The sequence below is a fragment of the Chryseobacterium sp. HNCC26DJ238 genome (assembly GCF_057180465.1).
Genome location: NZ_JBXUGI010000002.1, coordinates 25,206 through 49,181 on the forward strand (window position 1 = coordinate 25,206; position 23,976 = coordinate 49,181).

A 23,976-nucleotide genomic window follows, 5' to 3' on the forward strand; every position below is an offset into this window, starting at 1 on the left:
AAATTGCGATCGTAGCGTTAAAATTGATGTTGAGATTCTTTCAGAATGACAAACGGTACGCTAATTTTAATATGTCTAGAAGTTAAACAACTTTTAAAAATCCGTCAGTTCGAGTGTTTTTCGCAGCGAAGCGGAGAAAAATGTATCGAGAACCAGTGAACTACTGACAACCTTTCAATCACAACCTTCCCGATACGGTTTTTCAAAACCTACTTGAATGGACGTGTAGAATCCTTGTATTTCATTCATAAGTTTACGCCTTTGTTTATCTTAAAATCGTAAAGCTGTTGGCACAAAACTTTGTATTGCCTTGCGTTAAATCTTGAATAATTAAAGAGGAATCAATGAAATTGATTCTTATAAAGTATGCTTCATCAGCGGCTACGCCGCCACTCTTTGCTCCTTAAAACTAAGCAGCTTGCATAATAAAACTTTGCGTTAAGAAAATTAATTATGCAATTTCATGATAAGCCATGATTTTTGGGGTTTAGATTCCTCCGGAAATCGAAGATTCGATGAAATCAATGACAAACTGTGCGCTGAGAGTTGAATCTGTTTACTATTTAAATTGATTCTGTTATTTTAAGTTAAGCGACATTTAAAAATCCGCCAGGTCGAGTAAAATTCTTAAAGAATTTGTATCGAGAACCAGTGAACTTAAAACAAAATTTGTCCATTGTTCAAAAATTATCGATACGGTTTTTTCAAAACCTACTCGAATGGACGGTTAGAATCTTTGTATTTCATAGATAAGTTTACGGCTTTGTTTATCTTGAGAACAGAAAGCTGGTAAAAAACTTGGTCTTGTGTTGCGTTAAATTTGAAATTAGTAAAGCATTCTGCCGTTGCTGAGTAGCACGCCGTTGCAACCTAAAAATATTTTCAGAATCTTAAATGAAATTCCTTGCAATCGTAGGGTTAAGAATCTTACAGAATGTTTATGATTTTTATACTTATCTAAAAATTCTTGATATGGATTGTTGCAAAAACCTGCTCAAATTGACTGTTGGAATTTTACAGGCAAAACGAAAATAACTCACAGTTTACTATTTAAATAATCAGTTGGCTTAAACTTTGATATTCTCATTTTTGTATTTCATGATTATCATTAGTCCTGAAATAGAACCATAATCACTAAAACAACAAAATTTTAATTATGAAAGGTAAACTTCATTACTTATTGATTGCATCGTCGATGCTTTTAGCAAACTGTTCAGATGATCTTGAAAACGTAGAGGTGTTTCCGCCGGTAGAAACCAATCCCGCAAATACCAGTTATACTCCTGCATTTCCGGGTCAGACAAGAGTAAACGCAGTGAGAACTACAACACCTTATCAGAAAACCATTCTTACTTCTGCGCTTTCTGCGCCATGGGGAATTACGGGTCTTCCTGATGGAAGACTGTTGATTACGCAAAAAAGCGGAACCATGAGAATTGTAACCAATACAGGAACAGTAGGTAGCCCGATCACAGGACTGCCTGCAGTGAATTCTACAGGTCAGGGAGGACTACTCGGACTATGTCTTGATCCTCAATTCTCTTCAAACCGAATGATTTATTGGGTTTTTTCTGAAAATGTTACAGGCGGTACTGTTACTGCAGTGGCAAAAGGCAGATTGTCAGCTTCTGAAACAACGGTTGAAAATCCTGTAGTCATTTACAGAGCCAATCCTTCGGCATCAACAGGAAATCTTCATTATGGCGGAAGAATATTATTTGATTCCACAGGAAATCTTTTTGTCAGTACTGGTGAACGTTCAGATTTGTCTACAAGACCATTGGCTCAGTCTGTGACTGCAGCAATCGGTAAGGTCTTGCGGATCACGAAAGATGGTCAGCCTGCTTCAGGAAATCCAACATTTACGCAGTCAGGAGCTTTGCCGGAACTGTACAGTATTGGTCACAGAAATCCTCAGGGGCTGGCAATACATCCTGTAACAGGAGAACTGTGGCAGGGGGAGCATGGACCACGCGGTGGTGATGAGATCAACCGTATTCAGGCAGGTGCCAATTACGGATGGCCAACAATCACTTATGGAATAGAGTATAGTGGTGCAGTCATCGGAGGGGGTATTCAGCAACAGACTGGAATGCAGCAACCTGTTTATTACTGGGATCCTGTAATTTCTCCAAGTGGAATGACATTCTACAAAGGAAATAATATGCCTGAATGGCAAAATAATTTGTTTATCGGATCATTAAGCGGGATGCATATCGCAAGACTGGTGATTGAAAATAACAAAGTTATCGGCGAAGAGCGATTGTTGACTGAAGAAAATCAACGTTTCAGAGATGTTACCCAGGGAACAGACAATGCATTGTATGCAGTTACTGATGCGGGGAGACTGTATAAAATCCGCAAGCAATAAATTTTATATAAAAATCTGTACTATAAAAGCGTTTCCAATGGAGACGCTTTTGTCATTAAACAATGGAGCATTCAGAAATTGATGATATATTATCTGCTTTTGAGTTTTTAGATGGTTAAAAAAAATTATCATCCAACCTTCCGGAATTGATATCTGAAAAAATATAAGAAATCATGATGTAATTATTGATTTTTAAATTATTTTAGGGCAAAATTTTCATTTTTATAAACTTTGAAATATATGTTTGAAATCATAATAATTAATAAATGATTTAATTAAATTGTATGCAATTAATTATGTTATAAAAAATGAAGTATTTATTGTGTTTTAGTCATTTATCTTGGAATTTTGTTTACCAGCGTCCTCAGCATCTTTTAACAAGGTTTTCAAAGCTGTATCAGGTATTTTATTTTGAAGAACCGAAGATCGGGGATTCGGATATGTACATTGTCAATGTACAGGATGGGGTTTATATTGTAGAATTGTTAGTTACAAGACATGATGATACAACAAATGAAAGAATCCGGGATCTTATCGGTCAGTTATTAAAAGAGTATAATATTGAAAATTATATCACCTGGTATTATACTCCTATGGCGCTTCAGTTTACCGATGATCTTAATCCCGAGACGGTTATTTACGATTCTATGGATGAGCTGTCTGCATTCAGGTTTGCTCCTCCACAGCTTGTACAGCTGGAGGAAAAATTATTCAGTAAGGCAGATGTTGTTTTCACAGGAGGCCATTCTCTTTATCAGGCGAAAAAAAACAGACATCACAACATTCATGCAATGCCAAGCAGTATCGATAAACTGCATTTCGGAAAAGCCAGAGAAGTTCAACAGGAACCGGAAGATCAGATAGCGATTGGTTTTCCAAGATTAGGTTTTTTTGGTGTTGTTGATGAGAGATTTGATATTGAACTGCTCCGAGAAGTTTCTGCAAAACGTCCTGACTGGCAATTTGTCATTATAGGTCCTGTTGTAAAAATAAATCCGGACGATTTACCAAGGGCAGAAAATATCCATTACCTGGGTCCAAAATCCTATACTGAACTGCCTCTTTACATCGCACATTGGGATATTGCACTGATTCTGTTTGCTTTGAATGAATCAACAGAGTTTATCAGTCCAACCAAAACCCCTGAGTATCTGGCAGCTGGGAAGCCTGTAATATCAACAGCAATCAGAGATGTTGTTCAGCCTTACGGCAATGCAGGTCTGGTTCACATCATCGATGATGCAGCTTCGTTCATTGATGCAGCTGAAAAGATATTTGATGATAAAGAACAGGATCACTGGTTAAGAACCGTTGATCATTTTCTGGAGAATGACTCATGGGATAATACATTCAGTAAAATGAACAGTTTCATTAACAGCGTAACCGTTAACCATGTAAAAAAGGAAATCAATCATGTATGATTTTTTAATAGTAGGCTGCGGTTTTGCCGGAGCTGTCCTGGCAGAACGCCTGGCAGAAGAAGGAAAGAAGATATTGATTGTTGACAAGCGTGATCATATTGCAGGAAATGCCTACGACTATTATAATGAGGAGGGAATTCTGATTCATAAATACGGACCTCATATTTTTCACACCAACTCTGAAGATGTATTCAGCTACCTTGGGAAGTTTACCGACTGGAGGCCTTATGAACATCGTGTTTTAGGAAGTGTGGACGGCCTTCTTGTTCCAATTCCTATTAACCTGACCACGATTAATGAGTTGTATGGTAAAAACCTGACCTCTGATGAAGTTACAGATTTTCTTGCTTCTAAGGCGGAGAAAAGAAGTCCGATTCTGACCTCTGAAGATGTCGTACTGAATGTAGTGGGGAAAGAACTGTACGAGAAATTTTTCAAAGGATATACAAAAAAACAGTGGGATCTTGATCCTTCAGAGCTTGATGCTTCTGTAACTGCCCGTGTACCGACACGTACTAATAAAGACGACCGTTACTTTACAGACAGCTTTCAGGCAATGCCTAAAAACGGATATACTGAAATGTTCAAAAAGATGCTTTCCCACAAAAACATCAGTATCATGCTGCAGACCGATTATAAAGATATTGTTGATGTTATTCCATTCAAAACATTGATTTATACAGGTCCTATTGATGCTTACTTCGGTTACTGTTACGGAAAATTACCCTACCGCTCGATCGATTTCAGGTTTGAAACCCTGAATCAGGAAAATTATCAGAAAACCGGAACAGTGAATTATCCGACTTCCAATCTTTATACAAGAATTACAGAGTTTAAATTTCTTACCGGACAGAAAAATGATAAGACCACCATCGTTTATGAATATCCGACGGCAGAAGGTGATCCTTACTATCCGATTCCCAGAAAGCAGAACCAGGAAATTTACAATCAGTATAAAAAGCTTTCGGATGACCATCCAAATGTATATTTTACTGGTCGTCTCGGAACTTATAAATACTACAATATGGATCAGGTTGTTGCGCAGTCACTGGCGCTTTTCCGTAAAATAAAAAGCAGGGAAGAGAATGTTTGACAATGACTTTCTTCCATCCAATATCAATCCGTTCAAAAGTTTTCTGATGGGCGGTTTTGAATGTGCAGACCAACAGAATGCATTTGGAGAACGGGTAGACTTATATAAAGTTTCCGGGCATGACCGTTTTCTGGAAGCAGATTATGATCAGCTCAATGACATTGGTATTAAAACCATCCGTGAAGGCATTCGTTGGAGTACAGTGGAAACAAGACCATATCAGTATGACTGGTCAGAAGTGATACGGATCATCACAGTTTCCCGAAGTAAAAATATTCAGGTGGTCTGGGATATCTGTCATTTTGGTTTTCCGGATGACCTTACGCCGCTTCATCCGATGTTTGCACGAAGATTCAGTCAATTATGTCGTGAATTTGTAATCATGTACAGACGTATTGTGCCTGAGGGGCTTTTAATTATCACTCCGATCAATGAGGTCAGTTTTATTTCCTGGCTTGGCGGTGACGTACGGGGAGCATCACCTTATTGCACGGGACACGGTTGGGAAGTGAAATATGCCTTAATGAAAGCTTATATCGAAGGGATAGAATTAATGAAAGAAGCTGATTCTTCTGTAAGGATTTTAGTAACTGAACCTTTAGTAAGCATCATATCAGACAACCCCGGTAATACGGAGTCCGTTTTGTATGCAGAAAAGAAACATTTTGAGCAGTTTCAGGTTCATGATATACTTTCAGGGGCTATGTGTCCCGAATTGAGAGGTAAACCAGAATATCTTGACATTATTGGCGTCAATTACTATTATAACAATCAATGGATCAATGAGACCCATGAATTCCTTCCGTGGGCTGAAGAACCTCCTCATCCTTTATTCAGAACTCTTCATTCTTTAATGGAGACTGTGTTTACAAGATATGGGAGACCAATGATTATTTCAGAGACCAGTCATCCGGGAGAAGACCGTGCTAAATGGATTAATTCCATAAAAAAAGAATGTATTTCTATTCTGAAAACGGGAATTCCCCTTTTAGGCTGCTGTTTTTATCCTGTTGTTGACCGGCCGGATTGGGATGATCTGAAGGACTGGCATCACAGTGGAATATGGGATATTTTTGATCCTGTTTCACTAAAGAGGGAGGCACATATTGAAAGTATTAGTGCTCTGAGAGATTTTACAGAACATATACAATCTACTCTTAATGCTGAAAAACAGATCAGCACAATGATTGCAGATCATTAAATTACTGCGTACGCTTAAAAAGTTAAGGTTACTGTTTGGATAACAGTAACCTTACACTTATTCTCTACAGGACTGTAGATTAATCTTTCATAGATCCCAATGCCCAGGCAATCAGAACAGGCTGCATAAACAGTCTTGCTCCTCTTCTCTGATCTGTATCCAGGCCAAATCCGTCTTTCCTGTCTTTGTACTGAGAAATATTACCCGGAAAAACAGCTGTAAAAAAGGCTGCTGTAATTTTCCCAAGGGTAGAACGGTATTTTTTTGGAGTTGCAATGATACTTGCGCCTAATGCAATTTCTACTATACCTGAATAAACTACCGTGTCATCTTTTTTTAACGGAACCCAATCCGGGACCTGAGCCTGAAACTCTTTTCTTGCAAAACTCAGATGTGCTATTCCTGCGCCAACCAGCATTGTTCCCAATGCAATTCTCGCTATGTTTTTTGTATCCATAATACTATTTTATATTCCAGATAAGACAAAATTCAGACCATGTTTCAGAAATATCCTGCTTACAGGAAGATGAATGGAACGGATTAAGATATTTACTTTAATAAAATTTCATAGTATTCTGATAATGTGATCGTAATCATAATTATCTCAAGAAAATTTCGTATATTAGCAATCACTACCAAATCTAAAATTTATGGAACGAATTAAATTTTTTCTGGACGATACGCCGTTTCAGAAATCAAAAAAAACTGTTGCAGAAAATGCCATTAATTTTAAAGAGATTAAAGAATTTCTATGTGAGGCTGACAACCGCAGCTTCGATCAGATCCGTTTAAGGTTAAAACCGAAAGTCAATAAAATTGTTATTGATATTGCCACCGGAATACGGTATCCTGCATTCAATGATTTTATGGCTAAAATTCAGCAGAGCAAATATGGAAGATATTTTGATTTAAAATAAAGTATCTACTGTAAAATATAGTTCTGATCATTATTTCAGAAAATTTCTATTAAAAGAAAAACCTTCGAGTCTTAAATTCAGATTCGGAGGTTTTTATTTGAACCATTGTTTTATTAGCTTATTTTTGACAACACTATTTTAAAAATGACAATGTATGTATCTTTCTGTATTCCTGGATTTTAATTTGAAGAATTTTTTGTTAGGAGGAGAAGACTGGACTTTTCTCCTTGAAATCATACTCCGTACGGTAATAATGTTTCTTACCATTATCGTTGGTTTACGTGTTTTAGGAAAAAGAGGAGTAAAACAGCTATCGGTTTTTGAACTGGTTGTTATTATCGGTCTCGGTTCAGCTGCCGGTGATCCTATGTTTTATAAAGACGTGGGAATCTTATCTTCCATCATTGTTTTTGTGGTCATTATCATGGTGTACAGCCTTTTGACATTTATGATCGGAAGATTCAAAAAATTCGAAAATATGCTGGAGGGCAAACCGATCTGCCTTATCCAACAGGGAATTTTTTCTATAGACAACTTTAAAAAAGAAAATTTAGGAAGTGATGAATTTTTCTCAGAATTAAGATTAAAAGGAGTTTCTCATTTGGGACAGATCGAAACGGCAATTGAGGAAACTTCCGGTGACATCAGCCTGTTTTTTTATAACGATGAAGATATATTGTTTGGTCTTCCGGTAATGCCGGATTCTCTGGATTTTCCTGTAAAAAATATTTCCTTCGGAGGCCATTATTCTTGCACATTTTGTGGTTATACAGAAAAAAAGGAAAAAGGAAATGCCGGACAGTGTAAAAACTGTGGTAAAGAAAACTGGGTGCAGGCTAGCAATAAAAAGAGAATTACATAATGATTTGAATAACGAAATCCCCTGTGCAAACAGGGGATTTCGTTAGTTAATTTAAGAGATTAACTTTTTTTATCAGAAGCAGTTCATGCAACGGCTTCATTTTTAAATATACTTTTTATTGAAATTCCGGTTTCTTTACCGAAAAGACAAGAAAAGATATTTTGAAATTCATGGATGTATTTACACTTAATCGTATTTCCATAAATTTTCAGACCTTCAACGATCTTCTTTGAGTTTAAATCAATATCATACTTAATAAATGATTCCGGTCTTTCATATCGGATTCTGTGATCTGAACTGTACGTTCTCAAAAATCCGAATTTGACCAACCAGTCTTCATTGATCGTAATAGGATTAATAGCATCTGCTGGTACAGCCAGGCATTGATAGTCATTTTCGATTTTTACAGAATAATCATTATTGTCATTCTGAAAAATCTCTGTAATGGTGAAAATCTGGCCTCTATAATCTACCAGATTTTTAATCTTCAAATCTGTAACGTTCATAATATTTGTGGTATAAGTGGTTCTGCTGAAAGGTTGCAAATACTATGCCTTACATTATTGATGTGGTATGTAGATGAAGAAAATAGATCAGATTTTTATAATTTTATCTGCTTTGCCATAGGCATCTGAAGCTTCTTTTACTGAAAACAACTTGAAAAAGAAAAGGTTCCATAAAATCATTTCATAACCGTAGACAACGTCTTCAACAGGAATGGTAAGAATTCGTATTCCAATGATTTTTTCAGGATTATAATTAACAATAGGACTCTCAAGTCCGGTACCGGTAAGAATTCCGTTAACCGCCAAAAATCCCGGCATCAGGATAAGATAAATTAATGATGCCTTACCAATCCACTGCACCTTTAAAATGAAATAAAGGACAAAAAGACTGATTGCCGTTGTAAGAAAGGTCATCAGGGGATAAATCTTGTGTTCAAAATAGACCGACAGGCAGAGTAGAACAGTTATTAAGATGATCACAAATATTTTTTCGGTATTTTCTTTCCAGTCAAGCTTGAAAAATTTATTAAGACAGTGATAAGTAAATACGCAGGAAAAAGGAATGCAGATAAAAAACATAAGTTCTTCTATAGGTAATCCTAAAAACCGGATACCGATAAGATACTGATCATTAAACCACCAGACACCTGCTTTTGTAAACCACACATCCCAGATAATGAAAAATACAGCAGCTAATGAAGAAGCCAGTATAAAGCTTTTGAAATACTGATTAAACTTAATTTTCGGATGAAATGAGAATAGGAAACAGATGATCACCGTAAAGAAGTTAACTGCAAGGTAAGTATACTGCCACATGGTTTATTTTTTATTTTTATTAAAATACATATTAAAATACTTTACAGGAACCCATAAAAAACCGAAGCATTCACCCATCTCCTTTCCGGTATGTTTATGATGCTGTTTGTGGGCACGTCTTATAGCAAGAAGATAAGGATTCTTTGTATCTCTTAAAAATTTAAAGCGTTGGTGAATAAAGATATCGTGAACGAAAAAATAGGCCATTCCATAGATGGTAATTCCGATCGCAATGTAAAAATACATATTGAAATTATTGACAGTCCCATAATACATCAGGGCAATGGTAGGAATCGCAAAAATCACAAAAAAATAATCATTCCGTTCAATAGGACCGTCATTGCTGTGATCGTGGTGATCCCTGTGCAGAGTCCAGAGGAAACCATGCATGATATATTTGTGAACCATCCAGGTGATGCCTTCCATGATAAAAAATGTAGCAACAACAATTAAAAAATTCATTATTATTTCTTTTTAGAATTAAACATTTCTTCCAGTATAGTAAACCGGTAACTGAAAATATGTTCCAGTTTCTTTTTCACAAACAGTCCGTGGGCAATCTCTCCCAGAAATCCCATCGGCAGTTCATAATCTACAATATCTTTTATCAAAACCCCTCTCTCATTAGGGATAAATTCATGAAAATGATTCCAGAGTTTATAAGGGCCCTTTTTTTGAAAATCAATGAAGTTTTTATGATGACTGACCTGTGTAATTTCGGTCTGCCAATCCATCTTTATTCCCAATAGAGGAGAAACATAATAGTCAATAATCATTCCCTCATAAATCTCGTCATTGTCCAATTGAGTCCGGACAGTAAAATTCATATCCTTTGGGGTGATTTTTGAGAGATTATAAGCAGAAGAAAAGAATTTCCAGGCAGTTTCTATATCACAGTTTAGTTGTTGTTCGCGTCTGAGCTGATGTACCATTTTTTTGTTTTAGAGTAAAAGTAAATGCTATAAGTAAGAAATTTTATATTGAACATAACTGCTCATCATTAGAGAAAATTTTCTTCCGTTTGAGATTCTTATTCGCTGATTGATAATTTTTTTTGCGGGTGTCCTTTTAATTTTTCTGAATAAGGATATATAATATCTGTAGGCAAGATAAACACCAAACCTTGACGAATTCGGCAGGTTTTTAATTCCTTCCAGAGCTTCCCGGAATTCAATCTGAATATCATTTTCAATATGTTCTTTCACAGAATTGTCGAAGAAGGTAATGTCAACATTGGGAAAATAGGTGCGCCCCAATACCTGGTAATCATCTTTCAGATCACGCAGGAAATTTACTTTCTGAAATGCAGAGCCGAGTTTCATGGCAGAAGGTTTCAGAATTTCATATTGCTCTTTGTTCCCGTCTACAAAAATATGAAGGCACATGAGGCCGACTACTTCAGCCGAACCTAAAATATACTGTTTGTACAGATCAGAATTATAATCTATTTTCTGAAGATCCATTTCCATGCTGTTAAGAAACTGGTCAATCAGTTTTATGTCAATTTCATATCGGTGAATAGTCTCCTGAAAACACTGTAATATAGGATTCAGAGAAATCTTTTCTTCAAGTGCCTGATTGGTCTGCTCTCTGAAACGCGCAAGCAGGGTAGTGCGGTCAAAATCATGGAAGCTGTCCACGATTTCGTCAGCCAGGCGCACATATCCGTATATGGCATAGATTGAATTTCTGATCTTCGGAGATAAAGCCAAAATTCCCAATGAAAAACTGGTACTGTATTGCTTGGTGGTCTGTTTACTGATTTTATAAGATAAATCGTCAAATAGTTTTTTCATATTGATCCTGGTTATTTGTTGGCTTCGTTTGCGGCAATTTTTCCTGATATGATTGATGGAGGTACTCCCGGTCCCGGTACAGTCAGCTGTCCCGTATAAAACAAGTTGTGTATTTTTTTATTTTTTATAGAAGGTTTCAGAACTGCCGTCTGTGAAAGGGTATTGGCGAGTCCATAAGCATTACCTTCAAATGCATTATAATCTTTTTTGAAATCTTCAATACAGTAACTCTTCTTATAATCTATTTTTGAGATCAGATCAGTAGTTCCGGTATGCTTTTCAAGTCTTTGCATCATTTCATTAAAGTATTTTTCCCTCATGTCGTTACTGTCTTCCAGACCTGTAGCTACCGGCATCAGAAGAAATACGTTTTCACAGTTTTCAGGAGCAACACCGGGATCTGTTTTTGACGGACAGCATACGTAAAATAGAGGTTTTGTCGGCCATTTTTTATCATCATATATTTCTGTCGTATGAAGATCAAGATCATTTTCAAAAAACAGCGTATGATGTTTCAAGTTTGGAATCTTCTCATTGAATCCTAAATAGAAGATCAGGCATGAAGGGGCAAATGTTCTTTTTTTCCAGTAGTCTTCGCTGTAATTTCTGTATTTTTCAGGAAGAAGACTATTTTCAGTATGATGATAATCCGATGAAGCGATAATAGTATCAAACTCAATATCCGTTCCGTTTACTGAAAGCGAAAAAGCTTTACTGTCTTTAATATTGATTGCTTCAACTGCTGCATCCATATGGAGATGAACACCCTGTCCTGCTGCAATATCTGCCATTGCATCAATGATTTTTGAAAATCCCCCCATAGGATACCAGGTTCCGAGTTTGTAACCACCATAGTTCATCAGGCTGTATAAAGCAGGAATATCTTTCGGAGCTGCTCCCAGAAAGATCACTGGAAACTCCATTAGCATGATCAGTTTGGGATTTTTAAAATATTTTCTTACAAACTTATGAAAGTTTGAAAGTAAATCTAATTTTAAAGCACTTTTGGCGATCTTAGGCGAAACAAATTCAAACCATGAGTGGCATGGCTTGTTGACAAAATCCTGCATCCCGACTTCATATTTATACTGTGCATCCTTCATGAAGTCATCCAGTCTCTCACCTGCTCCTTCTTCGGTGGTTTCAAAAAGATCTTTCATCTCCTGATAGTCATGCGGAATCTGCATAATTCCATCCGAAAAAACCATTTCAAACTGTGGATTTAGAGGGACCAGCTCAAAGAAATCTGAGGTCTTTCTGTTGAAATCTGAGAAGAAATTTTCAATGATGTCAGGCATCCAGTACCAGCTTGGGCCCATGTCAAAAACATAACCGTTATCTGTCGTGAATTTTCTGGCTCTTCCTCCTATACTGTTGTTCTTTTCAAATACGTGAACTTCATGACCTTTTTGAGCAGAATATGACGCTGCTGATAAACCTGAAAATCCGGATCCTATGATTGCTATTTTGCTCATATCAATTATTTTCTAACGAAAAATCTTTGTAGACAGTCTTTAAAAGATCTTTGCTGTCAATATTTTTGCTGTATATTGGGTGATGAAATTCGTTGAGTTTGTTGAGAATACGGATTAGATCCATTTTTTCAGAATGATTGAGATTACCGGAAACAATCTGGGTAGCCTGACGGATTTTTTTCATCTGACTTTCTAAGGCATGACATCCTTTTTCAGTAATCTGAACAAGTTTGATCCGTTTATCATGCAATGATTCGTTCTGCATAATCCAACCATGCTTAAGAAGTCTGTTAATAATTAGATTTCCAACAGGCTTGTCATGTATGTTCTTTTTGATCAAATCAATTTTAGACATGGTGCCGAAGGACTTTAGATTGATTAAATAGATGAAATCTTCCTGGGTAGAAAACTCAGAATCGGAGATTGCAGATTTAGAATATGTTTTAGCATATCGGTATAGATGAACTAGTAGAGTACTGATGGCGCTTTCCGGAGTTCTTCCGTTTTTTTTGCCATCCCATTCAGCGGGAAAAGGCAGTCGTGAATTTTTCTTTGATTCACAGTCAGCCACCCATGCCTTGAATCCTCTGATATCTGAAGAATACATCGCATTTTTATTATTCAGATTAAATTCTTCAAGAAGAGTAATGGCATCTTTTATTAAATCAACATTCATCCGTATATTTATTAGTAGTTTATAAATATTCCTTTTTGTGTAATTAAAGGTTTATTTATAAATTTGTAGGTATCAAAAATGATTCCATAAAAATGATTTTTTATCTTTATTAACAAAAAAAAGTAAGACTTTTTAACAAAGTCTTACGATCCTAATTCCAAATTTATTCTAATGATATGATAAAATTTTATTTTTTAATGATTTTTTTGACAGTCGTTCTTCCTGAAATTGTTTTTACTGTTAAAAAATAAACTCCCGGAGATAGATTTGAAATGTCAATTTGTTCAGGATTGTTTTGAAATTTGATTACCCTTCCTTCGGTACTGGCAATCTCAGCAGATTTTATTTTCTCTCCTCCTTTGAAATAGACAATTCCTGTTGTTGGATTGGGATAGACAGCAGTAATTTCTTTTTGAATATCGTTAACGGATAATGTTGCTAAGGAAATTCTTTTTACCTTCGTCGAGCCCTGTGAGTAAGCTAATACCAAATAATTATTTACGGCATCTATAGATAAATCATTATAAACTGCCTGGTCATCTGAAACAAAGTTTCCTCCAAATGGAGACCAGGTGTTTGATACGCTGTTAAATTTATATACTGTATTTTTTAAATGATTTCCATCACTGCTGTCCCATTGACTTGCCACTACGTAAGGGGTTCCCCCGGAAGTTACCGCTATTGCGAGATGTTGTACTGCTTTTGCCGAAAAATTGGCATTTCCAATCTGGCTCCAGGTGCTGCCGTTCCATTTTTTTACATTGATTTTTCTGCCATTTGCAGAATTTGAAATGTAACCAACATATAAATTGTTATTACCATCTATTGCAATATCTGAAGTGTACTGTTCACCTGAAGAAGCTGCATCTACAATGGCTCCCCCTACCATGGTCCAGCTATCGGAGGAAGAAGCAGTTGTGGTATTTTCATAAACCCGTACTCCGCTCGAAATGTTACAGGTATATACTTTGTTGTTTGTTCCTATAACCATTTCTGCAAACGATGCTCCACTGGAAAAACCAGCATTTCCAACCTGCTCCCATACATTATTTACCAAACGTCTGACGGTGCCCGATCCATCTGATGAATAGGTAAATAAAACATTTGCAGGAGAAACGGCTGATGCATGATAATTAACAGTAGTACTCACAGCACTCGTGAGGGAAGACCATACAGACCCACTGAACATGCGTACTTCTAAACCGGTGCCCTGATTGGTATAGAAAATGTTTCCTAAAGCATCTGCAGATAATGAGTTGTACAGTGCTGCACCTGTAGTTATCCCGGGAGTTCCTCCCAGGTAAGACCAGGATGTTCCGTCAAATTTCTGTACAGAACCTTTAGTGACGGTTGTATCATAATAAGATAAAAAGTAATTTCCGGAACCGTCAATTACCAGATTATTAAAACTGGAATTTCCAGCGGAAACATTTGCAGATAAGCCAGTATTTTCCCACTGCTGCGCCTGCACAGAGATAAAATTCAGAATAGCTCCACAGATCGCGAGCGTTTTTCCAAAAGTAAAAAAGGAGTTTTTTTTCATAATTACTAATTTAATTTTTTATAAATATTATCATGTTTTTCACATCTTAAAAAAAAGAATGTAAAGTGTATTTTTACATTGGGAATCTTGAACAAATGTAGATTGTTGTCTATTCAAATCGAAATTTTTTTGACGATTTGTTGTATAAAACACATACTCATTGTGTACTCTGTGGTCTATATGGTATATTTGTAATAATTCTGTAATATCCAGATATTTAATTTTTATAAACAGTTTTGAATTCAATGATGATCTTGAAGATAATTTTACATGTATGTAGAATATTAAAAAAAAAATGCATTATCATTTAATTAATGGTAATGCATTTGAATCGATGTGATTTTACAGACTATATATTATCTATGAACAGATAAATGTCATCATTTGGAGGGATTTCTAATTTTTTCCTTATTCTGTACTTTTTATTCTGAACAGTGCGGGTCTCAATAAAGGTGTACTGAGCAATTTCCTTGGTCGTTAATTTTAGTTTAAGGAGTGCACAGAATTCAATCTCTGATTGCTGGAGATCTGGATTTATCTTTAATAATTTACCTGGGAACTGGGGGAAAATATTTTCAAAAGCAAACATAAAAGATTCATCTTTGCTTTTAAGAAGATGAATCAGGTGATTGTAGGTTTCCTGCAGATTAAGATCTTGTGCTTTCGTATTTTTTCTTTTAAACATCAAAATGATAAACACAAAAATTCCTGCAAGAATTATAAAAGCAGTAATCCAGAATAATATTTTTTCTGTCGCTTTTTGACTGTCTTCAATCTTATCTTTTTGAATTACTTTTTGAAGAGAATTATACTTACTCTGTAAAATGTTCAGATCAAGCTGTTTCAGTTTCTGCTGATAGTAATCAGCACTGTCCTTTTCTCCTGTTTTTGCGTAAATTTCCTGCAGTGCAGTATACACATTACTTTTATTAAGTTCAATTCCATTTTTTTGAATAAGGAAGAGAGCCTTGTGAAAATTTATTACTGCATTTTTAAAATCACCTCTTGATTTCATCACCTCTCCCAGTACAATATGGTTTGAAATCATCGTTTTATCAAAAGGAAGATTTTCAGGTTTTAATTCTATAGATTTTTTCACATAATAATCTGCAGAATCGATATTGTACTGAATGTAAATATTTGCAAGATTCGAATAATTCAGGTATTGAAAATTTGATCGTTCTTCAGGATCTGTAAGCTCTTTTGCGCTTTCTATTTCTTCAAGAATTTTTTTAGCCGCTTTTCTGGGCCGACCAATATCCAGATAAATATTGGAATAGCTGTTCAGAATATTTGCTTTAGCGTAAAATATTTTTTTTGATTTAGAGTGATCATTTTGCAGGATTTCATAGGCCGTATTGAGATAAATAATTGCTTTTTCAGGAAACTTATTGATGGAATAGGTCTCAGCTAAGTAAACATTTGCCATTGCCTCAAAATATGCATTTTTGAATTCGCTTGATTTTTGCTGAAGACTTTCTGACGAAACAATGAGGCTGTCTGTGAGGTTTTTGCTGTAGAAATACCGGCATTTGCGGTCAAGAATTTTCATTTCTGAAACGGAATCTTTCAGACTTCGTGATTCTTTCAATAAAACATCAAACTGCTGATGGGCTTTATCAATGCTGGTATTAAAAAGTTCTGAATTGATATGAACTTTTTGTCTGAATTTTTTTACGTCTGCATTTTTTTGAGCTTTTGGTAAAATACTCAATGATAAAGTGAAAAAAAAGATAAATTTCAGCAAAAGCCCTTTCATTCTAACAGATTTGATTATACTTTAAATAGAATTTTGTGAAGTGTGGTGCTAATTTAGTTCAAATTTATCAATTAAAAATAAATTAAACCTGTATTTAATAAAATGATAAATGACAGGTTTAGGATATTTTGCAATAATAGTAATTGTATAATTCTTTTCAAAATGATAATTTTACATCTGCCGGTTAAGGAGAATTATCAGGTGTCAGGTTTTCAGATCATTTTAACTTTCATTCTTAGTAATGAAAGATAATTTTATTATTTCAATTAAAAATGATTAAAAAACCAATGCACAGCTTTCATATTCCTGTAATGGGACTGGCTTATACCATCGACAGCCCGATACGGACTGCACACTACGGGATTTCTTCTGTAATATCCATCATTGATGACGAACTTATTGAAAAAATAAAGGAATTTTACAATAAGAAATTTGGACTTTCATATTCTAACATATCAATAAAAACAGAAGATTACCGGGCGAAAAGAATTACAGACTATCTGAATCTTGTTGATGATATCGTAAATGAAAAGTTTAAAACTTTCAAACAGGAACTGGTGAAGAACAGGGAAAGCCTTAAAAATTTTATAAGTATGCTTCCTGATACATCAGACATTAAAACAGGGATTGAGAAAATTCTGGAAAATGGAGATTATTTTGGCTGTCAGATCAGATATTTCCTGGAAAAAAATCTTTCACCCGGGAGTATTGACGTCAATATTATGACAAAGGTTGATAAAGATAATTTCAGAAATGATAGACAGCTTCCCATTAAATATAATGATGCACACGCTTCCCTCAGAGGTTTTGCTGAAAGTAAACTCCGTTCTTCGGTGGTTCTTTCCGCAGGAATGAATCCAAAGCTCTATTCTTACATAGAGGAATTTGAAGATTTTTTTCCTGATCAGGACGGTCACATAAGTAAGAAAATAATTTTAAAAGTAAGCGATTTCCGTTCTGCGATGATTCAGGGGAATTTTTTGGCAAAAAAAGGTCTTTGGGTTTCAGAATACAGAATTGAGTCAGGATTAAACTGTGGCGGACATGCTTTTGCAACTGAAGGCTTACTTCTTGGGCCCATTATGGAAGAATTTAAGCAGAAAAAACCTGAATTGATCAGTGTCGCATATTCTTTAATGATTCAGGCTCTTGCACAGAAAGGAAAACCGGTTCCAAAACAGCCTTTGCCATTGAAAATTACAGTACAGGGAGGAGTCGGAACCTCCGAAGAGCACCAGTTTTTATTAGAGAACTATCGTACAGACAGTGTGGGGTGGGGATCACCTTTCCTGCTCGTTCCCGAAGCAACTTCAATGGATGAGGAAACAAGAAAGCTTCTGGCGCGGTCGCAGGAGGAAGATTTTTATCTGAGCAGTATATCTCCTTTGGGGATTCCTTTTAATACCGTAAAAGGTACATCCAGCGAAATTTTAAAAAATCACAAAGCTGCTCAAAGCAAATTCGGAAGTTCATGCCCTAAAAAACTACTGGCACTGAGTAAAGAATACTCTCCAAAGGGAATATGTACCGCATCTAAAAAATATCAGGATTTAAAATTGAAAGAACTTGAATTACAGAAACAGGACATGACTGATTTACAGTTTAAGCGGAAAGCAGGGGATATTACGGTTAAGGCGTGTCTCTGTGTGGGATTGGTCAATGCGGCATATATCGAAAACAATCTTCCTTTAAAAGGAGAAAAACAAGGAGTTGTCATTTGTCCGGGACCTAATCTTGCCTATTTTGACAGGCAGATGTCACTGTCAGAAATGATAAGGCATATCTACGGAAGAGAGAATGTTCTTTCAAATCGTGAACGTCCAAATATGTTTATCAATGAACTGAAAATGTATATCGAGTATCTGATCAAAGAGATCGATGAATTTTCGGAAGATGCAACCCATGCCCGGATCAAAAAATGGAATATGTTTAAAAATAATCTTCTGGACGGAATCATCTATTATCAAACGGTTTTTGGACATTCATCATTTTTCCGGAATGACAGAGAAAAAATAAAGATGCAGTTGGATGAATACAGGAAGAAGATTCTCGAAATTTCCTTTCCTGAAGTTCTGAAGTAGTAAGAAATGCCATTCATCGAAGATGAGCGGCATTTTTTTATTCTGAAAATCATTAATTATACAGGATTACGGGATCTCGTAATAAGCCTGTGTTTTTTATAATTATCATTGCAGTAGTAATAAAATTAAATAATTATGAAGAATAAAACAAGTGCAGCCCTTCTGGCTTTTTTTTGGGAGGTCTTGGAATTCATCAGTTTTATCTGGGAAATACAGGAAAGGGGATTATATATCTTTTGTTTTGCTGGACTTTAATACCATCATTGGTTGCATTTATTGAATTTCTCCTTTTTCTGACGATGGACGAGCGGAGTTTCAATATAAGATATAATCAGGGATTTCAGTTACAGCCTGTTCAGTCGGTTCAAAGCAGTTCAATACCATCAATTTCTATACAACAACAACAACAACAACAACAACAACAAATTCCTGTCATTCCGAAAAACAGTTCCTACGCAGATTATGTCCGAAAAACAGATCTTCATATGATTGAAAACACAAGTTTCGAAAATAGCTCTTACGAATGGTGTTTGAATAAAATGATTAAAAATTACAGGGAAATTATCAGGTATCCAAAAAAAGAAGATGCACCCGGTTATTTGAAATTTAAAGAATATGAAGCTTATGTCAACAAACTCAATGCTGATAGAAATGATCCTCAGGTTGATTACTGGAACTATTTTTCGGCATTTATTAACTAACAACATGACAATATGGAAATTCTACTGATTATTATTTTGATTATTCTGACCGCCTTTGCGTTCAGTAAATTAAATAACGTTAAAAAAGATCTGGCTCAGAAGGAAGCTCAGATCAAAAATCTGACGGTTAAGATTGTTGATCTGAGTAATGAAATATCAACGCATCAGATTAATTATAAAACTTTGTTTGAAAAACTTCAGCGAGTGAGAAAGCATAATGAGGAACTGAGTAAATATCAGGATATCATCAATGTCAAAGTCGAGTGTGAATATCTTCTCAAAAAAGCTGAAAAAGACAGTTGTAAACTTAGGGAAGAAGCAGGTCTTGAACTTATGAATTCTCAAAAGGAATCAAAAGAAGTAAGAAGAAACCTTAAAGAACTTACCGAAAAAAAGACTTACGAAATTCAACTTCTTTACGAAAATGCAGTCCGTGAGACACAGAGGATCATAGCAAGCGCAGAAAGCAAGGCAGAATCTATAGCAGGTGATTCGTACAGAAGTTTGCGGGAAGCAGATCAAATTGCAGAAACCATCAAAGCAATGAAAAATGTTATTAAAGGATATGGAAATGAATATATTATTCCATCTTATACATTGCTTGATGAGCTTGCAGATGATTACAGTCATAAGGAAGCTGGGGAACAATTGAAAAAACTTCGTCAGAATAACAGGTCAATGATTATTAACAGACAGGCCGGGCAGTGCGATTACGTCGATGAATACAGAAGGACGATTGCCATCGATTTTGTGATTGATGCCTATAACGGTAAGGTTGAATCAATACTGTCATTGGTAAAAAAAGATAATTTCGGAATTTTAAAGCGGAAAATGAATGATGCTTTCGAACTGGTTAATTTTAATGGCAAGGCGTTCAGGAATGCAAGAATATCAGATATTTATCACCAGGCAAGAATCCAGGAGTTAAAATGGGGGTCTGTCACTCAGGAACTGAGAATGCAGGAACAGGAAGAGCAAAGGCAGATCCGGGAGCAGATCCGTGAAGAAGAAAAAGCACGCAGGGAATTTGAGAAAGCAATCAGAGATGCAGAGAAAGAAGAACATACTCTTAAGCGCCTCATTGAGAAAGCGCAGTTACAGGTAGCAAAAGCCAATGAGGAACAGAAACTGCAGTTTCAGGTGCAGCTTGAAGAACTGCAGTCAAAACTTCAGGTGGCTGAAGAGAAAAATCAAAGGGCAATTTCAATGGCGCAACAAACCAGAACCGGCAATGTATATATCATTTCAAATATCGGCTCATTTGGTGAAAATGTATATAAAATAGGCATGACCAGGCGTTTGGAGCCTCTGGACCGGGTCCGTGAATTGGGAGATGCAAGTGTTCCTTTTGAGTTTGATGTTCATGCCATGATTTTCTCAGATGATGCTCCGGCTCTGGAAAGACAGCTTCATAAAAAATTTCTGAAAAGTCAGGTAAATAAGATAAACCCAAGAAAAGAATTTTTCAGATTAGGGATCAGCGAGCTTAAGACTTACGTTGACCAGATAGGAATCAACTGTAAATGGACCATGGCAGCAGAAGCTAGGCAATATAGGGAAACTCTCAAACTGGAAGAAGAGATGATGGTCAATAAACATCTTGAAGCTGAATGGGAAGAGTATCAGAAAGAAGCAGATCCGGTTACGTATGAAGAAGTGCTTGAAAGCAGTTAATGATTAAAATACTAATCTAAAAAACCTCAATTATTTAATAATTGAGGTTTTTTTTTGTAAAATTGGCGCAGATGGTTTTATATTTGTATAAATATTTTTAAGCTAATTCGATAATTAATATGAATGTTTTGTAGGTGATTGCTTTTAATTTAAGTTTTTTATTCCGCTATTTTATTTTTTTTAATATTTTGTATAAGAAGTAGTAAACAGTCGGTTTTTATTACTAATTTTATTTGGTATAATTTTAGTGACTGAGAAAAATGTTTTGTATAAAAGATAATTACGTAAATTTACTCAGCGCTTTTGCAGCAACAAATCACAATGGCTGAGTTCTAATGATTACTATTTTGATATCTTACTGATTGTGTATCAGATAAAATTCAAATCTTTTCAGCGGAATACATATTTTAGAGTAAGCCAAATCCAAATCAATATTAATATCGTACTTATTAGAAATCTTTTCAATGAATCGGGACATTTATGTGATTCTGTTTCAATATTAAAAGATCAAGATTAAAAAATAAACGGTTACGAAGGGGCTTATCTCTTTGCAAAACTGTTTTTTATTAAGAATAATTGATTGCCTATTGCAATCCTAAATAATAGACGATGCCTAGAAAAGTTGTACAAGGCCCGATCAGGGATAAAGAAAAAACCAAACAGAAATTGCTTAACGCGGTTGGCAAAATTTTGAAAACCAAAGGATACTCAGGATTGATGGTAAGTAAAATTGCCGCTGTTGCCGGTTTCGACAAAAAATTAATTTACGAATACTTCGGAAGTACTGATAAGCTTATTGATGAGTACATCAGGTCTCAGGATTACTGGAGCAGGGTAAATGAAAAAGAGATGGATGTGGATCTTTCAGACGGAGGAAAAGAAATGTCAAAAATGGCTTTGCTCAATCAGTTTGAAAGTCTGAAAAAAAATAAGGAACTTCAGAAAATTATCGTATGGGAACTCTCGGAAAGCCGCCCGGTTCTTAAAAAGATATTTGAGCAGAGGGAAGAAGTAGGCGAAGGTCTTTTTACTCAGATCACTGATCCTCATTTTGGTGAAAAATCCCAGGAATACAGAGCGATTACAGCCTTACTGGTTGCAGGTATTTATCACCTGAACCTTTATACTGCGTACAATGGAAGCACATTCTGTGGTATAGATACAAAATCTGAAGAAGGAAGAAAACATATTGAGAAGGCTATTTCAGATATCATCGATTTTGCCTACGAGAAAAAATAGACATATTGGGAATCTTGACTTTTGACATTCATAGATCTGAAAATTTATATTTTCAAATTAGAACAATATTTCTTACTTTTGGGCTATGGAAAACTTTATAGTATCTGCAAGAAAATACCGTCCCCAACAGTTCGATACTGTGGTAGGACAATCTCATATTACAGATACTTTAGAACATGCCATTGAAGAAAATCAACTGGCTCAGGCTTTACTTTTCTGTGGTCCCAGAGGTGTAGGAAAAACAACCTGCGCCAGAATTCTGGCAAGGAAAATTAACGAAAAAGACGGTTCGGTTTCAGAAGACGGATTTGCCTATAATATCTATGAATTGGATGCGGCATCCAACAACTCGGTTGACGATATCCGTGAACTGATAGATCAGGTACGTTTCGCCCCTCAGGTTGGTCAGTATAAGGTATATATTATTGATGAGGTGCATATGCTCTCATCTGCAGCATTCAATGCTTTTCTGAAAACATTAGAAGAACCGCCCGCACATGCTATTTTTATTCTGGCTACAACGGAAAAGCATAAAATCATTCCTACGATTTTATCCCGGTGTCAGATCTATGATTTTAAAAGAATTACTATTCTTGATATTCAGGATCATCTGAAGAATATTGCTGCTAAAGAAAATATTCGGTATGAAGATGATGCCCTTTACCTTATTGCCCAGAAAGCTGATGGCGCATTGAGAGATGCACTTTCTATTTTTGACAGGTTATCTACCTTTTCACAAAAAAATATTACGCTTGCAAAAGCAGCAGAAGTTCTTAATATTTTAGATTACGATCAGTATCTTAAAATTGTTGATTTTGCTAAAGAAAACAAGATTCCGGAAGTGCTTTCAGCTTTTAATGAAATTGTGAAAAAGGGTTTTGATCCGCATATCTTCGTAGCAGGTCTGGGAAATCATTTCAGAGATTTGATGATGGCCCAGAATCCTTCAACGATTGATTTGATAGAAGTGGGAGAACAGACCAAGGCAAAATTTATAGAGCAGGCTCAGAAATGGAATGCTCAGCAACTGATTGACGGCATAGAGATTTGCAATTATGCAGATATCAATTATAAAAACTCTAAAAATCCGAGGCTTACGGTAGAAATTGCACTGATGCAACTTGCTTCTCTGACGGCCGGAGAAGTCACTAAAAAAAAAAGTTTATAATATTAGCTCCATTTCTTCATGAAAAACAGGAGGTACAGTTGCCATCCGAAATCAGGGAGAAAAAGGAGGAAGTTGTCGTAAAACCTGAGATCATTCAGGAAAAAGCTCAGGAATTTACGGTAAAAACTGCTTCGAAGCCGCTTTCCAGACCTAAGGTTACATCCGGTTTCAGTATTAATTCTTTTATTAATAAAGAAGAAAAACAGGAAGTTGAAGAAGTATCTGCTTCCGTTAACGACCATTTACAGGAACACCATTTTACAGAAACAGATCTTCAGGCTGAATGGAACCTGCTTCTCATGCAGCTTCGAACCAAAGATCCGTTTGTTTTTAATGCCATAAAATCTTTCAAACTCGAAAAAATTGACGAAAAAATCATACAGGTTCAGTATCCTTCAGAGTCTGCAAAAGTAGAATTTGACAAAATAAGTGGTGAATTTTTCAATCATTTTAAAAGAAAAGTAAATAATTATGCAATTAAGATTGAATATAAACAGGACCTGCAAAACCTTAAAATAGAGGTGCTTACGACCAAAAAAAAGTTTGAAAGATTTGTTGAGATCAACCCATTACTAAAAGATCTTAATGATTTAATGAAGTTTGATCTCACATAATTTCATATATTTGTCAGATAATTTTGCAGGAAATGAATGTTTTCGCAAAATTCAATTATTGTT

Annotated in this window: 22 protein-coding genes; 12 read left to right on the plus strand and 10 right to left on the minus strand. The window is 35.6% G+C overall.

From position 1 onward, the window contains the following. Positions 1-1,156: 1,156 nt before the first annotated feature. From AC2A07_RS01740 to AC2A07_RS01755, 4 genes are all read left to right on the plus strand, one after another. Positions 1,157-2,371, plus strand: coding sequence for a PQQ-dependent sugar dehydrogenase (locus AC2A07_RS01740; RefSeq protein ID WP_484048940.1), 1,215 nt, complete (start codon positions 1,157-1,159; stop codon positions 2,369-2,371). A 308-nt stretch (positions 2,372-2,679) separates the two neighbouring features. Further along, on the plus strand, positions 2,680-3,792 hold the full coding sequence (locus AC2A07_RS01745) for a glycosyltransferase family 1 protein (protein WP_484048941.1): 1,113 nt from the start codon (positions 2,680-2,682) through the stop codon (positions 3,790-3,792). Then, complete coding sequence (glf, locus tag AC2A07_RS01750) at positions 3,785-4,885, plus strand: UDP-galactopyranose mutase (protein ID WP_484048942.1); 1,101 nt, start codon at positions 3,785-3,787, stop codon at positions 4,883-4,885. The genes AC2A07_RS01745 and glf overlap by 8 nt, the downstream gene beginning before the upstream one ends. Further along, positions 4,878-6,086 (plus strand): hypothetical protein, encoded by a 1,209-nt coding sequence (locus AC2A07_RS01755; protein WP_484048943.1) that lies wholly within the window; start codon positions 4,878-4,880, stop codon positions 6,084-6,086. The genes glf and AC2A07_RS01755 overlap by 8 nt, the downstream gene beginning before the upstream one ends. A gap of 79 nt (positions 6,087-6,165) precedes the next feature. Here AC2A07_RS01755 and AC2A07_RS01760 read toward each other — a convergent pair whose 3' ends face one another. Then, complete coding sequence (locus AC2A07_RS01760; protein WP_484048944.1) at positions 6,166-6,543, minus strand: DoxX family protein; 378 nt, start codon at positions 6,541-6,543, stop codon at positions 6,166-6,168. A gap of 193 nt (positions 6,544-6,736) precedes the next feature. Here AC2A07_RS01760 and AC2A07_RS01765 point away from each other — a divergent pair, with 193 nt between their 5' ends. Beyond that, on the plus strand, positions 6,737-7,003 hold the full coding sequence (locus AC2A07_RS01765) for a hypothetical protein (RefSeq protein WP_484048945.1): 267 nt from the start codon (positions 6,737-6,739) through the stop codon (positions 7,001-7,003). A gap of 154 nt (positions 7,004-7,157) precedes the next feature. Then, positions 7,158-7,865 (plus strand): DUF421 domain-containing protein, encoded by a 708-nt coding sequence (locus AC2A07_RS01770; RefSeq protein ID WP_484048946.1) that lies wholly within the window; start codon positions 7,158-7,160, stop codon positions 7,863-7,865. Between the two features lie 83 nt (positions 7,866-7,948). Here the strand turns inward: AC2A07_RS01770 and AC2A07_RS01775 are convergent, their stop codons facing one another. The 9 genes from AC2A07_RS01775 to AC2A07_RS01815 all read right to left on the minus strand — a co-directional run bounded on the left by AC2A07_RS01775 (position 7,949) and on the right by AC2A07_RS01815 (position 16,436). Beyond that, positions 7,949-8,371: a hypothetical protein gene (locus tag AC2A07_RS01775; RefSeq protein ID WP_484048947.1), complete on the minus strand. Its 423-nt coding sequence runs from the start codon at positions 8,369-8,371 to the stop codon at positions 7,949-7,951. 87 nt (positions 8,372-8,458) lie between these two features. Next, positions 8,459-9,187 carry a lycopene cyclase domain-containing protein gene (locus tag AC2A07_RS01780; protein ID WP_484048948.1) on the minus strand — a complete coding sequence of 243 codons (729 nt, stop codon included), beginning with the start codon at positions 9,185-9,187 and terminating at the stop codon, positions 8,459-8,461. A gap of 3 nt (positions 9,188-9,190) precedes the next feature. Further along, complete coding sequence (locus tag AC2A07_RS01785; protein ID WP_484048949.1) at positions 9,191-9,649, minus strand: sterol desaturase family protein; 459 nt, start codon at positions 9,647-9,649, stop codon at positions 9,191-9,193. A gap of 2 nt (positions 9,650-9,651) precedes the next feature. Beyond that, positions 9,652-10,119, minus strand: a complete 468-nt coding sequence (locus AC2A07_RS01790) for an SRPBCC family protein (RefSeq protein ID WP_484048950.1) — start codon at positions 10,117-10,119, stop codon at positions 9,652-9,654. Between the two features lie 27 nt (positions 10,120-10,146). Continuing rightward, positions 10,147-10,983: a phytoene/squalene synthase family protein gene (locus AC2A07_RS01795; RefSeq protein ID WP_484048951.1), complete on the minus strand. Its 837-nt coding sequence runs from the start codon at positions 10,981-10,983 to the stop codon at positions 10,147-10,149. Positions 10,984-10,994: 11 nt separating this feature from the next. Next, on the minus strand, positions 10,995-12,458 hold the full coding sequence (locus AC2A07_RS01800) for a phytoene desaturase family protein (RefSeq protein WP_484048952.1): 1,464 nt from the start codon (positions 12,456-12,458) through the stop codon (positions 10,995-10,997). Position 12,459: 1 nt separating this feature from the next. After that, positions 12,460-13,134, minus strand: a complete 675-nt coding sequence (locus tag AC2A07_RS01805) for a MarR family winged helix-turn-helix transcriptional regulator (protein ID WP_484048953.1) — start codon at positions 13,132-13,134, stop codon at positions 12,460-12,462. 187 nt (positions 13,135-13,321) lie between these two features. After that, positions 13,322-14,677 carry a T9SS type A sorting domain-containing protein gene (locus tag AC2A07_RS01810; protein WP_484048954.1) on the minus strand — a complete coding sequence of 452 codons (1,356 nt, stop codon included), beginning with the start codon at positions 14,675-14,677 and terminating at the stop codon, positions 13,322-13,324. 349 nt (positions 14,678-15,026) lie between these two features. Continuing rightward, positions 15,027-16,436, minus strand: a complete 1,410-nt coding sequence (locus AC2A07_RS01815) for a tetratricopeptide repeat protein (protein WP_484048955.1) — start codon at positions 16,434-16,436, stop codon at positions 15,027-15,029. A 272-nt stretch (positions 16,437-16,708) separates the two neighbouring features. Here AC2A07_RS01815 and AC2A07_RS01820 point away from each other — a divergent pair, with 272 nt between their 5' ends. The 6 genes from AC2A07_RS01820 to AC2A07_RS01845 all read left to right on the plus strand — a co-directional run bounded on the left by AC2A07_RS01820 (position 16,709) and on the right by AC2A07_RS01845 (position 23,913). Then, positions 16,709-18,517 (plus strand): hypothetical protein, encoded by a 1,809-nt coding sequence (locus tag AC2A07_RS01820; protein ID WP_484048956.1) that lies wholly within the window; start codon positions 16,709-16,711, stop codon positions 18,515-18,517. A 173-nt stretch (positions 18,518-18,690) separates the two neighbouring features. Next, positions 18,691-19,218, plus strand: a complete 528-nt coding sequence (locus AC2A07_RS01825) for a TM2 domain-containing protein (protein ID WP_484048957.1) — start codon at positions 18,691-18,693, stop codon at positions 19,216-19,218. Positions 19,219-19,230: 12 nt separating this feature from the next. Continuing rightward, positions 19,231-20,892: an SNIPE associated domain-containing protein gene (locus tag AC2A07_RS01830; protein ID WP_484048958.1), complete on the plus strand. Its 1,662-nt coding sequence runs from the start codon at positions 19,231-19,233 to the stop codon at positions 20,890-20,892. 609 nt (positions 20,893-21,501) lie between these two features. Further along, entirely contained in the window at positions 21,502-22,131 is a 630-nt protein-coding gene (locus tag AC2A07_RS01835; RefSeq protein ID WP_484048959.1) for a TetR/AcrR family transcriptional regulator, read from the plus strand. An 85-nt stretch (positions 22,132-22,216) separates the two neighbouring features. Continuing rightward, complete coding sequence (gene dnaX / locus AC2A07_RS01840) at positions 22,217-23,299, plus strand: DNA polymerase III subunit gamma/tau (protein ID WP_484048960.1); 1,083 nt, start codon at positions 22,217-22,219, stop codon at positions 23,297-23,299. A gap of 38 nt (positions 23,300-23,337) precedes the next feature. After that, on the plus strand, positions 23,338-23,913 hold the full coding sequence (locus AC2A07_RS01845) for a hypothetical protein (RefSeq protein WP_484048961.1): 576 nt from the start codon (positions 23,338-23,340) through the stop codon (positions 23,911-23,913). Positions 23,914-23,976: the final 63 nt, after the last annotated feature.